The organism is Promicromonospora noduliphila (assembly GCF_056951025.1).
The window spans coordinates 1026293-1041202 of record NZ_CM167806.1; the positions used below are offsets into that span (position 1 = coordinate 1026293).

General features: G+C 71.6%; 12 protein-coding genes. 6 read left to right on the forward strand and 6 right to left on the reverse strand.

Translation table 11 applies throughout. From position 1 onward, the window contains the following. The first annotated feature begins 840 nt into the window (after window positions 1-840). On the forward strand, window positions 841-3570 hold the full coding sequence (locus tag AC0QU1_RS04475) for a UvrD-helicase domain-containing protein (RefSeq protein WP_483574673.1): 2730 nt from the start codon (window positions 841-843) through the stop codon (window positions 3568-3570). Window positions 3571-3621: 51 nt separating this feature from the next. On the opposite strand, the gene AC0QU1_RS04480 is transcribed toward AC0QU1_RS04475, so the two are convergent. Then, the gene (locus AC0QU1_RS04480) at window positions 3622-4512 is read right to left on the reverse strand and encodes an NmrA/HSCARG family protein (RefSeq protein ID WP_483574674.1); all 891 of its coding nucleotides are present in this window, start codon (window positions 4510-4512) and stop codon (window positions 3622-3624) included. Window positions 4513-4670: 158 nt separating this feature from the next. On the opposite strand from AC0QU1_RS04480, the gene AC0QU1_RS04485 reads away from it, so the two are divergent. After that, window positions 4671-6632, forward strand: a complete 1962-nt coding sequence (locus AC0QU1_RS04485; RefSeq protein ID WP_483574676.1) for an acyltransferase family protein — start codon at window positions 4671-4673, stop codon at window positions 6630-6632. An 89-nt stretch (window positions 6633-6721) separates the two neighbouring features. Further along, window positions 6722-8074 carry a hypothetical protein gene (locus AC0QU1_RS04490; RefSeq protein ID WP_483574678.1) on the forward strand — a complete coding sequence of 451 codons (1353 nt, stop codon included), beginning with the start codon at window positions 6722-6724 and terminating at the stop codon, window positions 8072-8074. Here the strand turns inward: AC0QU1_RS04490 and AC0QU1_RS04495 are convergent. The 5 genes from AC0QU1_RS04495 to AC0QU1_RS04515 form a co-directional block, all read right to left on the reverse strand. Continuing rightward, on the reverse strand, window positions 8016-8732 hold the full coding sequence (locus AC0QU1_RS04495; RefSeq protein ID WP_483574680.1) for a hypothetical protein: 717 nt from the start codon (window positions 8730-8732) through the stop codon (window positions 8016-8018). The genes AC0QU1_RS04490 and AC0QU1_RS04495 overlap by 59 nt on opposite strands. Further along, a complete protein-coding gene (locus AC0QU1_RS04500) occupies window positions 8729-9310 on the reverse strand; it encodes a hypothetical protein (protein WP_483574682.1) in 582 nt (193 codons plus the stop codon). The genes AC0QU1_RS04495 and AC0QU1_RS04500 overlap by 4 nt, the downstream gene beginning before the upstream one ends. A 35-nt stretch (window positions 9311-9345) precedes the next feature. Next, window positions 9346-10266 carry a hypothetical protein gene (locus AC0QU1_RS04505; RefSeq protein ID WP_483574684.1) on the reverse strand — a complete coding sequence of 307 codons (921 nt, stop codon included), beginning with the start codon at window positions 10264-10266 and terminating at the stop codon, window positions 9346-9348. 148 nt (window positions 10267-10414) lie between these two features. After that, on the reverse strand, window positions 10415-10957 hold the full coding sequence (locus AC0QU1_RS04510) for a Clp protease N-terminal domain-containing protein (RefSeq protein ID WP_483574686.1): 543 nt from the start codon (window positions 10955-10957) through the stop codon (window positions 10415-10417). Beyond that, entirely contained in the window at window positions 10957-11166 is a 210-nt protein-coding gene (locus tag AC0QU1_RS04515; protein WP_483574687.1) for a helix-turn-helix domain-containing protein, read from the reverse strand. Before AC0QU1_RS04515 ends, AC0QU1_RS04510 begins: the two co-directional genes overlap by 1 nt. Window positions 11167-11401: 235 nt before the next feature. Between AC0QU1_RS04515 and AC0QU1_RS04520 the strand changes: the two genes are divergently transcribed. The 3 genes from AC0QU1_RS04520 to sucD all read left to right on the forward strand — a co-directional run bounded on the left by AC0QU1_RS04520 (window position 11402) and on the right by sucD (window position 14891). Beyond that, window positions 11402-12607: a CE1 family esterase gene (locus AC0QU1_RS04520; protein ID WP_483574689.1), complete on the forward strand. Its 1206-nt coding sequence runs from the start codon at window positions 11402-11404 to the stop codon at window positions 12605-12607. Window positions 12608-12784: 177 nt separating this feature from the next. Then, complete coding sequence (gene sucC / locus AC0QU1_RS04525) at window positions 12785-13957, forward strand: ADP-forming succinate--CoA ligase subunit beta (protein WP_483574691.1); 1173 nt, start codon at window positions 12785-12787, stop codon at window positions 13955-13957. 37 nt (window positions 13958-13994) lie between these two features. Beyond that, window positions 13995-14891: a succinate--CoA ligase subunit alpha gene (gene sucD, locus AC0QU1_RS04530; protein WP_483574693.1), complete on the forward strand. Its 897-nt coding sequence runs from the start codon at window positions 13995-13997 to the stop codon at window positions 14889-14891. The last annotated feature ends 19 nt before the right edge of the window (window positions 14892-14910 follow it).

The window sequence follows — 14910 nt, forward strand, 5'->3', positions numbered from 1 at the left end:
GCTGGCCATCACGCGCGATGGCACCCGTCGTCGTGGACGGCGAGGTTACTTTTCGGTGACGAAAGATACCGTCGCCCGCCATCGGATAATGGTGTCGATAAGTGATGTGCAGTCGTTCGTTAAATGTGTCTCGGTAGCTGATGGCAGCGCTAGACCGCCACGGGCACTCCGATGCTGCAGGTTGACCAGTCGGCTAACCTGCGGCATCAGCCAAGTATGTCGGCCCGTTCGGCTCTTCCGGCGCTGTTCTGGGCTCGTGGAGGAGCGACGAGGTGGCTGTCAATCAATGGGTGCCCGGCGCGAGGGTCGTACTGCTGCCCGGAGCAACCGGGGCCAAACTGGCCAAGATCGAGGTCGGCCTTATCTTGGCGCTCTTTCCCCTCTTGGTGATACTTGTAGCCGGAATGGCGATCACAGGTGGTGGATATGCGTCCTCACCTTTCCTGACCCTGGTGATGATTCTTGTTGCCTGCGACGTCATCTCCTCGTCCGTCGTTTCAGCCCTGTGCAACCGAAAATTCCCGTGCCGAGGCGAAGGCCGGCTACACGACATCGGCACGTCGCTTCAACGATGTCGACCAGGTGGACGCCAATACCGGACACGTGATTCGGATCGCCGGCGAGCCTCCTCTGACCCGCGGTCAATACGCCGACAGGACTGAGCAGATCAGTGCGTACATCCGGGAGACGTCGGCCAGGAACCAGGACGGTTTCGACTCCGCGGATGGCGGTAGCGCTGCCAACGGGCGCAGAGGGTGAGCTTGCCAGTGTGGTGCGGGACGGGTGCGTAGCCGCGCGGCTCGTCCCCAGTGTCAGTCAGCCCGCCTAGGCTTAGGGGCGATGACTTCCCTCTTCGACAGCCTCTCCCTGCCCGGCCTCGATCCCGCGTCGCCGGGTGACGAGGCGCGTCTGCCCCGCACCGCCCCGCGGTGGGACGACGGACCGGACGAGGGCGACCCGGGCGAGGCGGCGCTGCCCGCCGAGCCGGACTGGCTGGCTGGCCTGCCGCACGAGTCCGAGGTACCTCGGGCGCGGGGCGCGTTCGCGCACCTCGACCCGGAGGAGCTGCTGGACGGGCTCAACCCGCAGCAGCGGGCCGCCGTCGTGCACGAGGGTGGGCAGCTCCTCATCGTGGCCGGCGCCGGGTCGGGCAAGACGCGCGTGCTGACGCACCGCATCGCCTACCTGCTGGCCACGGGCCGGGCGCGCGCCGGGGAGATCCTCGCGATCACGTTCACCAACAAGGCAGCGGCCGAGATGCGCGAACGCGTCGAGGGCCTGGTGGGCCCGGCCGCGAACCGCATGTGGGTGTCCACGTTCCACTCGGCCTGCGTGCGCATCCTGCGCCGCGAGGCGGCGAACCTGGGCCTGAAGTCCAGCTTCAGCATCTACGACGCCGCCGACAGCCAGCGCCTCATCACCCTGGTGACGCGCGAGCTGAACCTCGACCCCAAGAAGTACCCGGCGCGCGGGCTGTCGAACAAGATCAGCGACCTGAAGAACGAGCTGATCGACCCCGAGACCTACGTGCGGCAGACCGGCGCGAACGCGACGGAGGAGGCGCTCGCGGAGGCGGCTTCGGCGGCCGCCGGGGGCATCCGGCGGCCCTGGGGCGGGCAGTCGGCGGAGGAGCGCAACACGACGGCGCCGAAGTTCGACCAGGTCCTGGCCGACGTCTACACCCGCTACCAGGCGCGCCTGGCCCAGGCGAACGCGCTGGACTTCGACGACATCATCATGACCACGGTCAACCTGCTCCAGGCGTTCCCGAACGTCGCCGAGCACTACCGCCGGCGGTTCCGGCACATCATGGTCGACGAGTACCAGGACACCAACCACGCGCAGTACACGCTGGTGCGCGAGCTCGCGGGGGTCGGCACCGACGACGACAGCGGGCTGGACCCGGCCGAGCTCACCGTCGTCGGCGACTCCGACCAGTCCATCTACGCGTTCCGCGGCGCCACGATCCGCAACATCCTGGAGTTCGAGAAGGACTACCCGGACGCCACGACGATCCTGCTGGAGCAGAACTACCGCTCCACCCAGAACATCCTGAGCGCCGCCAACGCGGTGATCTCCCGGAACGCGGGCCGCACGCCCAAGCGCCTGTGGACCGACTCGGGGGCCGGGGCCAAGGTCGTGGGCTACGTCGCGGACGACGAGCACCAGGAGGCGCGGTTCGTCGCCGACGAGATCGACAAGCTGGGCGACGCCGAGAGCGTGCGACCCGGTGACGTCGCGATCTTCTACCGCACCAACGCGCAGTCACGTGCGCTCGAGGAGGTGCTGGTCCGCGTCGGCCTGCCGTACAAGGTGGTCGGCGGCACGCGATTCTACGAGCGCCGCGAGGTCAAGGACGCCGTCGCCTACCTGCGCGCGCTGGCCAACGAGGACGACGACGTGAACCTGCGTCGCATCCTCAACGTGCCCAAGCGCGGGCTCGGCGACCGCGCCGAGTCGCTGGTGGCGTCGTTCGCGGACCGGGAGCGCATCTCGTTCGGGGCCGCCCTGGAGCGGGCCGACGAGATCCCCGGCATGACCACCCGCTCGCTCAAGCCGCTGCTTGCCTTCCGCGACATGATGCGAGAGCTGCGTGCCCTGGTCGACCAGGGTGCCCCGCCGGCCGAGGTCCTGGGCGCGGTGCTCGACCGCACCGGCTACCTCGCGGAGCTGCGCGCGAGCGACGACCCGCAGGACGAGGGACGCGTCGAGAACCTGGCCGAGCTGCACGCCGTGGCCGTCGACTTCGGCGAGACCGATCCCGAGGGTTCCCTCGCGGACTTCCTGGAGCGGGTCTCCCTGGTCGCCGACAGCGACCAGATCCCCGACGAGGACGTGGCGGACGGCGCGGCCGAGGAGGCGCCGAAGGAGAACCAGGGCGTCATCACGCTCATGACGCTGCATACGGCCAAGGGCCTTGAGTTCCCCGTCGTCTTCCTCACCGGCATGGAGGACGGCACGTTCCCCCACATGCGCTCCCTGCACGACGACGCCGAGCTCGCCGAGGAGCGCCGCCTCGCCTACGTGGGCATCACCCGGGCGCGCGAGCGGCTGTACATCACACGGTCGTCGACGCGGGCGGCCTTCGGCATGGCGAACGAGTTCCCGGAGAGCCGGTTCCTGCAGGAGATCCCTGAGGAGCTGTGGGACTGGCGGCGCCGCGAGTCGTCGACGGCGGCGATCCGCGCGGGCCGCGGCGGCTGGAACGGCGGGTACGGGTCGGGCGGTTACGGCTCCGGCGGGCGCGGCTCGGGCACGGGCTCGACGTGGTCGTCGGGCCGGTCCGGCGCACGTGGGCGAGGCTCGCGCAACGGCCCGGTGACGTCGTCGGGCGGCGGGCAGGCCAACCCGTTCTCGCCGCAGAAGAAGGCGGGCGCGAAGGGCGGGTTCGGCGGGATCAACGTCCAGAAGGACATCCCGAACCTGGAGATCGGCGACCGCGTCACGCACGACGCCTACGGGCTCGGCACCGTGGTGGACGTCGAGGCCAACGCCGTGGTCAAGATCGACTTCGGCACCAACGGCACCAAGCGCATCGCCCTGAAGTACACGGCGGTCACCAAGCTCTGACGGTGTGCACCCCGTCAGAGCCGGCTCAGCCGTGGCTGCCGGGCAAGGGTGTCAGACCAGCGTCCGCCGGGCCCACGTGCGGAAGTCCGTGGTGGGCAGGCCGAGGGCCCGGGCGTGTTCCGGCCGGGCGGGCGAGCCGTTCGCGTTGATCTGCTCGACCGTGTTGACCATGGCGGGCAGCAGGCCGCGCTCGACGGCCTGCTGCGGGGTGAGCACGGGCGCGCTGATCGTGCGGCCGGTGACCTCGCTGAGGATCTCGGCGGTCTGGGTCATCGTGAGCATCTCGCCGGCGAGCTCGACGTCCATGCCGTCGAGCCTGCCGGGCTCCGTGAACGCGATGGCCGCGGCCTCCCCGATGTCGTCGACGGCGATCCAGGGAATCCGGGTGTCCGCAGCGAACCCGGTGATGATCGTGCCGCTGGACCAGTCCCCGAACAGGTAGGACCAGCCGGTCAGGTTCTCCATGAAGGTCGCCGGCTTGAGCACCGTCCAGTGCTCGAAGCCGCCGGTACGAACCGCCTCGTCCACAGCGGCCTTGCTCTCCCAGTAGTGCTTGTCCCAGCGACCCTCGGCCCAGCCCGGCTGGTTGCGGTGGAACTCACCGGCGCCGGAGACGCTGCTGTGCACGACGTGCGAGACCCCCGCCTTGCGGGCGGCCTCGACCACGTTGCGGCCTCGGGCCACCTCCGCATCGCCCGCCAGGTTCGTGACGTCGGGGTACGGGATGGAGAACAGGCCGTCCACCCCCTCGGCCGCTGCGAGCAGCGACGCGACGTCGTCCAGGTCGCCGATGACCAGCTCGGCGCCCCGCTCCTTCAGGGCCTGAGCTTTCGCGGAGTGCGGGTCGCGGACGAGGGCACGGACTTGGACCCCGCGGTCGAGCAGGGCCCTGGCGGTGGCCCCGCCCTGGTTGCCCGTCGCGCCGATGACCAGAACCTTCATGCTGCCTCCTGGGTTAAGTGGGGTGCTACCCCGGTTTATTGGCTCGGCCACGATATGGGGGACCACCCCATTTTGGCAACGCCAGAGCAGGAGAGCCAGGGGACAGGGTTCACATTCCGGACTTCTACGCGTCGGCCAGTTTCGGTACCGTCCGCTGCATGGTCCTGATCGACGGCGCTCGGTTTGCTCCGGTCGCCCGGACGGCCCCGACACCGGCTCGAAGGTCAGAACAAGAACCGGACCCGGCCACCGCCCACGGCCCGCGGATCCCGGGCCTGGACGGCCTGCGGGCGCTCGCCGTGCTCGCCGTCGTGGCGTTCCATCTGGCGCCCGCCTGGGTTCCCGGCGGGTTCCTCGGCGTGGACGTGTTCTTCGTGATCAGCGGGTTCCTCATCACCACGCTGCTGCTGCGCGAGGTCGCGAGCACGAGCTGGATCCGGCTGCCGCGGTTCTGGGTACGCCGGGCGCGCCGGCTGCTGCCCGCCCTCGGGCTGGTGCTGGTCGCGAGCATCCCGGTGGCGCGGCTGGTCGAGCCGGACCTCACCGTCGGGATCGGCCGGCAGCTCCTCGGTGCGCTGACGTTCAGCACCAACTGGGTGGAGATCGCAGCGGGCACCGACTACTTCGACGAGTCCCAGCCGGAGCTGCTGCGCATCCTGTGGTCGCTCGCGATCGAGGAGCAGTTCTACCTGGCCTGGCCGGTGCTGCTGGTGGTCCTGCTGATCACCGTGCGCTCGGCGGCCTGGCGGGTGCGGGTCGTCGTCGCGGCAGCGCTCGGGTCCGCGCTGGCCATGACGCTCCTGCTCACACCGGCCTACGGCACCGGCGTCGACCCGACCCGCGTCTACTACGGCACCGACACGCACACGTTCGGGCTGCTCCTGGGCGCGGCGATGACACTGCGCTGGGCCAAGGCCTCCCCGGTGCTGCAGGGCGTGCGCGCCCGGGTGGTGCCGCCGCTCGCGCTGGCCGGGCTGGTCGCGATGTTCCTGCTGCTGCGCAGCGACTCGCCGCTCACCTACCCGCTCGGGCTCCTGGCCGCGTCGCTGCTGGCCCTCGTCCTGGTGCTGGCGTGCGATGCGGCGCGCACCGAGCCCACCTGGTTCGTCGCCGTCCTGGAGACGCCGCTCCTGCGCTGGGTGGGCGACCGGTCGTACGGGATCTACCTGTGGCACTGGCCCGTCGCCTGCGTCGTCACCGCCGCGGTGGGCGCGCAGCCGGGCACGGCGTGGTTGGGCGTCGGCGTCGGCCTCTCCGTGGTGCTGACGTTCCTGGTCGCGGCGGCGTCGTACCGGTGGGTGGAGGTGCCCGTGCGGCGGCTCGGGTTCCGCGGCTCCGGCCGGGCGCTGCTCGGCGCGGTGCGCTCCTCCGCCGTCGTGCCGAAGGCGGCGGTCGTGGTGGCGGTGCTCGCCGTGTTCGGCACGGGCGCCTCGGTGGCGTCGGCTCCCGGGCGGACGGCGACGGAGCTCGCCATCGCGGCCGGCGTCCAGGCCGGTCTGGACGCGCAGGCCACGGACACTCAGGCCGCCGCGCTGCCCGGCGCTCAGGACGACGCCGGGCGGGCCGGCGCTCCGGACCCGACGTCCCGCACCGACCACCCGCGGCCCGGACAGAAGCTGCCGTTCGGCGCGCAGGGCGGGGCGCACGTCTCGGCCTTCGGCGACTCCGTGCTGGCCGCGGCCACGCCGACCATCCTGGCGCGCTACCCGCGGGCGTACGTCCGGGGCGTCGTCAGCACCGACTGGCTCGACGCCGTGCGCATCATCCGGACGGCGAAGCACGAGGGCCGCCTGCGCGACACGGTGCTGCTCAACTTCGGCACCAACGCGGGCTTCCAGCTCGACGGTTCGGTCGCCGCCGCCGAACGGGTGCTCGACATGATCGGGCCCGACCGCCGGGTGGTCGTGGTCAACAGCGTGGGGATCAGCTACTGGATACCCGACGCGAACAAGACCCTCGACCGGATAGCGGCGGGCCGCCCCAACGTCGCGGTGGCCGACTGGCACGCGGTGGTGAGCAAGCGGCCGGGCCTGCTGCACTCGGACGCGACGCACCCGAACCTGGACGGGGTGGAGGTCTACACGGACCTGGTGGAGCGGTCGTTCGCGGCGCTGGGCTGATCGGCCGCGGTTCCGCGGCGGGCCGGCGGCCGGCCGAGCCCTGAAACGGCTTGGCGCCCCGCGCCCGCTTTAGGCCACTATGTGTCGCCATGAGGATCCTGGTCTCGGCGGGTCGCCTGTTCGTGGCGCACTGGCCCGCGCTCCTGACGCTCGGCCTGCTCGGCGTCGCCGTGCGCAACGGCGCCATGTGGGGCGCCGTCGAGCTCAGCCAGTGGAACTCGTTCGTGGCGCAGCTCCTGCTCATCATCAGCCCGCTCGGGTACCTCATGCCGGTGATCGGCATGCTGTGGGTCTGCCGGCAGTCGCTGCCGAGCCTGAGCGCGCCGAGCCCCGCCGCACCGACTCCCGGAGTCCCCGGCATGCTGCCCGCCTCGCGCACGCCGATGATGCCGTCGGAGGGCCGCGAGCGGCACCTCATCGACATCGCCCTGTCCGTGCTGGTCCCGTTCCTGGTCGTCTACGAGGTCGAGGGCCTGATGGACGCCGACCGCGACCGGTTCATCAACGAGGCCGCCGCCGACGAGCTGTTCAACGACGCCTTCAGCGCGCAGGGCGTCGACTTCATCGCGCGGCTCGGCGTCTGGAACGGCTGGACCCTGATCGCGATAGTCGCGGCCGCGTTCGTGCTGCGCTGGCTGCTCGGCCGGCTGGAGGGCAAGCTGCACTTCCTCGGCCTCGCCGTGCTCGGCGGGTGCCTGGAGATCTACTGGACCAACCAGGTGGCCGGCCAGATCGAGAAGATCGAGCTCGGCCTGTGGGACGTGGCGGCGGACCGGCAGCTCGTCGCGGCGGCGGTCGGTGTGGCCGGCGCCGCGCAGGAGAGCGTGGGCGAGACGGGCAACGCCGCGGCGACCTTCGTCGTCGACGGGTTCGTGTCGGTTCTTGAGTCGCTCGACGTCGTCCTCGTCGCGCCGCTGGCCTGGCTCGCCATCGGCGCCGTCGTGCTGGGGCACAAGCTGATGGAACCGCCGTCCACGGAGCACCGCTGGCTCGACCGCATGACCTGGCTCCCACGCGGGCTGCGCTCGGTGCTGGAGTCGCTCACCGAGGACCTGCGCGCCCGGTTCGCCGCGCTGGGCGACGGGCTCAAGCTGATCGTGCGCGGCGGCCTCGGCCCCATGCTCGTGTTCTGCCTGGGCTATCTCGTGATCATGCGGGTGCCGTACGGCCTCGGCTGGCTCCTGCGCGCCGTGACCGGCCCGGTCGAGACCGACACCTGGCTCGCCTTCAGCCCCATGGAGTCGGCGGCCGGGCTCGCCATCGCGCTGGCGCTCGCCGCGGCGCTGATCGCCGCGACGGTGGAGGCCCTGGTCGAGCGCGGCCTGGTGGTCCGCGAGGAGGACGACGACGCCGTCGGCCCCGCCGCCGCACGTCCGGGCACAGCTACGGCAGGTCGACCGTCACGTACTCCGGACCCCCGAATCCCAGCCGCACCTGCGTGATCTCCGCGCCGGGGTCGGCGATCACGTACGAGGTGACGTCCCACTCGGGCTGCTCGCTGACGAAGCCCACGGCGTCCGGCGTCGCGCAGCGGTTGGAGCTGCCCAGGATGTCCGTGGTCGACTCGCCGTACCGCGTGCCCTCCGCGGACACGAGGATGATCTGGCACAGCGAGAGGTCGGTCTGCGGCTCGGCCGCGAAGTGCACCTTGATCTCGTACGCGACCGACCCCTCCGGGATCGTCACCGGGTCGCCGTAGCTGGGCGCGGGCAGCCGGTCCACCCGCTCGACGCCCGTCACCGTCGCGTCGATCTCGCGCAGCACCCAGGTGTTCTCCCGCTCCGGCACGTCGAGGCCGAGGTCGTAGTACTCGCCGGCCAGGTGGGCCGGCTCGCCCAGGGCCACCCGGTCCACCTCGTGGTGCAGGCCGGTGGGCCACCAGTACGCCCACACCCGGAACGACGACGCCCCCGCGGCCACCACGACCGCCACCGGCAGCAGCACTAGCCAGACGACGTTGAGCCGCCACCAGCCCTTGCGTCGCACCGGCGGCGGGGTGCCCGGCGGGATCGCGCCCGGCAGCATGCCGGGAGGCAGGCTCGGCGCAGGCCCCGCTCCCTGACCCGGGCCCGGCACCGCCGGCGTCACCAGCGTCGTCATCCCTCGTCACCTCCTGCGCTCGCCGTCGCGTACCCGGGCTCCTCGGGCGACACGGTCTCCTCCGCCTCCCACAGCTCGTCGGCCTGCTGAGCGGAGATCCCCAGGTCGACGACGGCGACGGCGTCGCGCCGCTGGCCCGCGTGCTCCTCGCTCTGGTCGCCGCGGGCGAGCCGCACCGTCGCCCCCGCCAGCGCGTCACGGGGCACGTCGAAGCAGTACGTGGTGCGCCACGCGTAGCCCGGCTCAGCGCTGGCCGCGGGCGAGCAGCCGGCCAGGTTGGTCGGCCAGAACGTGCGGCCCTGCGCGTCCGTGACCTCGGCCCCGCTGAACGCCGTGTCGCCCTGCGTGGCCCGCCAGGTGGCGTCCACCACCAGGAACGTGCCGCCCGCCGCTGCGGCCTCGCTCAGCCCCGTCAGGGTGTCGGCGACCCGCACCTCGGTCACCGTGAGCTCCGCGTAGGTCAGGTCCAGGGTCTCGCCCACCGTCCCCTCGACGACGAACGGCGCGTCCACGCTCGTGTCCTGCGGCACGTAGGTCACGAGGGCGCAGCCCGCCACCACCCCGCCCAGCACCGTCACGGCGCCTTGCCAGGTGATCCTCCTCCGCCGGTGCCTCACTGCTGCCCCGCCGCGTCGTTCGTGGTCTGCTGGCCCGCCGCCTGCTGGCCCGCCGCCTGCTCGCCCGCCGCCTCGCTCGCGGCCGGCTCGCCCGCCGCCTCGTTGGCGGCCTGCCCGCCGCCGGCGTCCGGCCGGTCCGTGTCGACCGGGATCCGCCCGCGGAGCGCGACCTCGCCGGGCAGCCAGTAGCCGTTGTCCAGGCTCAGTGCGCTCTCCTCCAGCCACTCCAGCTCCACCACCTCGAGCGGGATCACCTCGCCCGACCACCGGCCGCTCTGCTCCCAGATCAGCGCCACCCGGTACGTCACACCCGGGTTGAAGATGCTGATGCTGGTCGAGTCCTTGACGTTGAGGATCGTCGCGGACGGGAGCTCGGGCTCGTCGGCCTCGGCGTCCTCCTCGGGATCGGCGCTCGCGGAGGGATCTGCCGCCGGGTCGACGGCGCCGTCGGGCGCGGTGCCGGCGTCGGCTCCGGTCCCGGAGCCGGCCACCGACCCGGTGTCGGCGCCCAGGTCCTCCAGCGGCGTCTCGGGGATGATGCCCACGTTCTGGGGCGCCGGGAACGCGTTGGCCAGCGTGACGGGGTACTCGGGCACCTCGCCGGTGTTCGTGACCTCCGCGACGACGGCGAGCATGTGGTTGCCCGGCGCCGGCACGAGGTAGGAGAGCTCGTCGGCGGTGGCGGCCTTGACCACGGTCACCTCGAAGGGTCCCACCTCGATCGGCGTCCCGGTCAGCAGCGGGTCGGCCTGCGCCTCCACCTCGCTCCACGCCCCGAACGGGGAGATGGCGACGAGCGCGGCGGCGATACCGGCGCCGACGCGCTGCATCGTCGACATGTCGTCGGCGACGGCGGAGACCACGCGGCGGCCGAGCCGGAACGCGAGATCGGGGCCGTCGGTGCGGGCGTGCTTCATGGCCCCCGATGGTAGCGGCGCATGACGGACAACTCGGGCGCGGGCTGGCGGCGTCGAAGGGCCGGACCCGATCCCATTCCCTTCGAGACCGAGGTTCCTTGGCTTTGAGGGGTCGCAAAGCCAAGGAACCTCGGTCTCGAAGGGAGGGTTACGCCGCCTTGCCCGCATCCTCCGCGAGGTGGCGGATGCGCTCGACGTCCGCTCCGGCGTCGGACAGGAGGCGGTGGGCCGGCGAGTCCGCGCGCGTCATGCCGAGCAGCAGGTGGCCGCCGTTGATCTCCTTGGAGCCGAGGCGGATCGCCTCGCGGAGCGCCAGCTCGAGCGACTTCTTGGCGTCGGCGGTGAACGGGATGTGCTTGCGGCGTCCGCGCAGGCTGCGGCCCGCACGGGCCAGCGCGCCCTCGCCGAACGTCTCCTCCGTGCGGCGCGTCACCTCGTCGAGGTCGATGCCGACGGCGGCCAGCGCGGCCGAGTCGAGCGCGTCGCCCGCCTGGATGCTGGCCCGGGCGCGCTCGACGAGGTCGGCCACGTCGAGGCCGCCGTCGGACAGGGCGGTGCGGGCCGGGCCGTCCTGCTCCGCGAGGGCCACGAGCACGTGGCGGGTGTCGATCTGGTCGCTGTGCGCCTCGCGCGCCACGAGCTGGGCCTCGACGACGGCGGAGCGGGCGTCCTTCGTGAATCTCTCGAACATCAGATCCTCCTGTTGTGCTTCTTGTGCACCGCCTGCCGGGAGACGCCGAGCGCGTCCGCGATCTCCTGCCACGACCAGCCGAGGCGCCGCGCGCGCTCCACCTGGAGCGTCTCGAGGCGGTCGGCCAGCTCCCGCAGGGCCCGGACGGCGCGCAGCCCCTCCCGGGGGTCGTCCCCGGCGGCGGATGCGGCGAGTGCTTGCTGGGTCATGTGTCAACTATGGTTGACAATGCCTGAATTTGTCAACTCTGGTTGACGCGTGGCTGGAGCTTGATGCGTCGGGCGCTCAGGCCGCCCGGGTGATCCGAGCGTCTGGCGCGTGGCGAGGCTCGGCTGGCGGCCAGGGTTGCTGACAGGTCTGTAAGTGGGGGTAGCCTCGACGGGCCGACACCAGGGGGGTGCCGGGCGTCCGACGACGGGCGCACTCACGACGAGGGAGTCGTTCATGCACAGCACTCGCATCCTGGGGCGCGGGATCGCCGCCCTGGCCGCGCTCACGGCGATCGTGGCAGGACCGGCCTACGCGGCCGTGACCGGCGGTGTCGTCCAGACCGGGGCCGCCCAGGTCAGCACCGCAGCAACCTCCGGGGACGATGCCGAGGCCACCGAGCACGCCGCCGTCGGACAGGTTGGAGTCGAACAGACCGCCGCGGAGCGGACCGCCGTCGGACAGACCGCCGTCGAACGAGCCGCCGTCGGAAGCGCCGAACAAGCCGCCGTCGGGACAAGCGCCGAACAAGCGGCCGCGCCCGCCAGGGACTGCACCGTGCCGGCAGGCACGAGCCAGGTCGACGTCGAGCTCGACGGCGTCGCCTACCCCGTCCGGGTGCACGTACCGGACGTCGCCCAAGGTGCCAGGCACCATGGCGACGCCCTGCCGATGGTCCTCAACCTGCACCCCAGCAACGGGAACGCGGAATCGATCTCTGCCTACAACGACCTGGACCTGACGGCCGACGAGCACGGGTTCGTCACGGTGGCGCCGAACGGCGTCATCCCGGCCGCCGACCCGAACCCCAACCAGGTCTGGTTCTGGAACGTGCCCGGCGTGCCGACGACGGCGGGCGCGTACCCGCCGCCGGACACGCGGGACGACGTCGTGTTCCTCACCGCCGTGATCGACACGATGGTGGGCCTCGGCTGCGCCGACCCGCACCGCGTCTACGCGACCGGGCACTCGGGCGGCGCCCGCATGGCGTCGGCGTACGCCTGCGCGCGGCCGGACAAGGTCGCGGCGATCGCGCCGGTCGCCGGTCTGCGCGCCGGCCGCCCCTCGCCCGACGACCCCGCGGCGGTCGAGCTGCAGTCGTGCGCGCCGGAGCGCAGCGTCCCGGTCATCACGTTCCACGGCGACGCCGACACCGTGAACCCGTACCAGGGCAACGGCGACAAGCGCTGGGGCTACACCACTCAGCTCGCCGTGCAGTCGTGGGCGCGGATGAACGGCTGCCAGACCGGGCCGAGCGTCCGGCCGGTCACCGAGCACGTGACCGCCGAGACGTACACCACATGCCGCGGCGGCGCCCACGTCGTCCTCTACAAGGTGGCCGGCGGCACGCACAGCTGGCCCGGCGGCAACGACGACACCGCCACGCAGGAGATCGAGGCGTCCGAGCTGATCTGGGAGTTCTTCGCGCAGTACCGCAGGTGACCGCGCGCACCCCGACGCCCGTGGTGCCGAGCCGCGGAAAACCGCCGCTCCGTTCGGAACCACGGGCGATCGAGGGCTACCCTGTACCGGGGTGTCTTGACGTCGAGACATCGCTTCAGCCGGGCTCCGGGCGATACCGACGTCCTGGGCCGCATCCCGATGGAAGGACGCAGCAGGGTGGACCTGTTCGAATACCAGGCGCGCGACATCTTCGAGAAGCACGGCGTGCCCGTGCTGGGCGGGGTTGTCGCGACGACCCCCGAGGAGGCTCGCGAGGGCGCCGAGAAGCTGGGCGGCGGTACCGTCGTCGTGAAGGCCCAGGTCAAGACCGGTGGTCGCGGCAAGGCGGGCGGCGTCAAGCTGGCCCACTCGCCCCAGGAGGCCGCTGAGAAGGCCGGCGAGATCCTCGGCATGGACATCAAGGGCCACACCGTGCACCGCGTGATGGTCGCGCAGGGCGCCCGGATCGCCGAGGAGTTCTACTTCTCCGTGCTGCTGGACCGGTCGAACCGCAACTACCTGGCCATGTGCTCCGTCGAGGGCGGCATGGAGATCGAGCAGCTCGCCGTCGAGCGGCCCGAGGCGCTGGCCCGCATCGCCGTCGACCCGGCCGTCGGCATCGACGAGGCCAAGGCCGCCGAGATCGTGGACGCCGCGGGCTTCGCCGAGGACATCAAGGGCAAGGTCGCCGAGGTCATCCGCACCCTGTGGACAGTCTTCAAGGCGGAGGACGCCACGCTGGTCGAGGTGAACCCGCTGGTCAGGACGGAGGACGGCGAGATCGTCGCCCTCGACGGCAAGGTCTCGCTCGACGAGAACGCCGCCTTCCGGCACCCGGACCACGCCGAGCTCGAGGACTCCGCCGCCGCCGACCCGCTGGAGGCGAAGGCCAAGGAGAACGACCTCAACTACGTCAAGCTCGACGGCGAGGTCGGCATCATCGGCAACGGCGCGGGCCTGGTCATGTCCACCCTGGACGTCGTCGCGTACGCCGGCGAGAAGCACGGCGGCGTGAAGCCCGCCAACTTCCTCGACATCGGCGGCGGCGCGAACGCCAAGGTCATGGCGAACGGGCTGGACGTGATCCTGAACGACGAGCAGGTCAAGGCCGTGTTCGTGAACGTGTTCGGCGGCATCACCGCGTGCGACGAGGTCGCCAACGGCATCGTGGGCGCGCTGGACATCCTCGGCGACGAGGCGTCCAAGCCGCTGGTCGTCCGCCTGGACGGCAACAACGTCGAGCTGGGCCGCCAGATCCTGACCGAGCGCAACCACCCGCTCGTCACCCTCGCCGACACCATGGACGGCGGCGCCGACCTCGCCGCCGCCAAGGCCGCGGCCGCCGCCTGAGCCCGCTGAAGACTTCGAAAGCAGAGACCAGAAGACAATGTCGATCTACCTGAACCAGGACTCGAAGATCATCGTCCAGGGCATCACCGGCGGCATGGGTGCCAAGCACACCGCCCTGATGCTGGACTCCGGCGCGCAGATCGTCGGCGGCGTGAACGCCCGCAAGGCCGGCACCACGGTGACCCACAAGGACGCCACGGGCGCGGACGTCACGCTCCCCGTGTACGGCACCGTCAAGGAGGCCATGGCCGAGACCGGCGCGGACGTCTCCGTCGTCTTCGTGCCCCCGGCCTTCACCAAGGACGCCGCCATCGAGGCCATCGACGCGGGCATCGGCCTGCTCGTGGTCATCACCGAGGGCGTGCCCGTGCAGGACACGGCCGAGATCTGGGCCTACCTGCAGGGCAAGGAGACCCGGATGATCGGGCCGAACTGCCCCGGCATCATCACCCCGGGTGAGTCGCTCGCCGGCATCACCCCGCACACCATCACGGGCAAGGGGCCGATCGGCCTCGTGTCCAAGTCGGGCACGCTGACCTACCAGATGATGTACGAGCTCAAGGACTTCGGCTTCTCGACCGCCATCGGCATCGGCGGCGACCCGATCGTCGGCACCACGCACATCGACGCGCTCGAGGCCTTCGAGAACGACCCGGAGACCAAGGCGATCGTGATGATCGGCGAGATCGGCGGCGACGCCGAGGAGCGCGCCGCCGAGTACATCAAGGCGCACGTCACCAAGCCGGTCGTCGGCTACGTCGCGGGCTTCACCGCCCCCGAGGGCAAGACGATGGGCCACGCCGGCGCCATCGTGTCCGGCTCGGCGGGCACCGCCGCCGCGAAGAAGGAGGCCCTTGAGGCCGTCGGCGTGAAGGTCGGCAAGACGCCGTCCGAGACCGCCGCGCTGATGCGGGAGATCCTGCAGTCGCTCTGACGCTGTGGTAGCCGCGTCG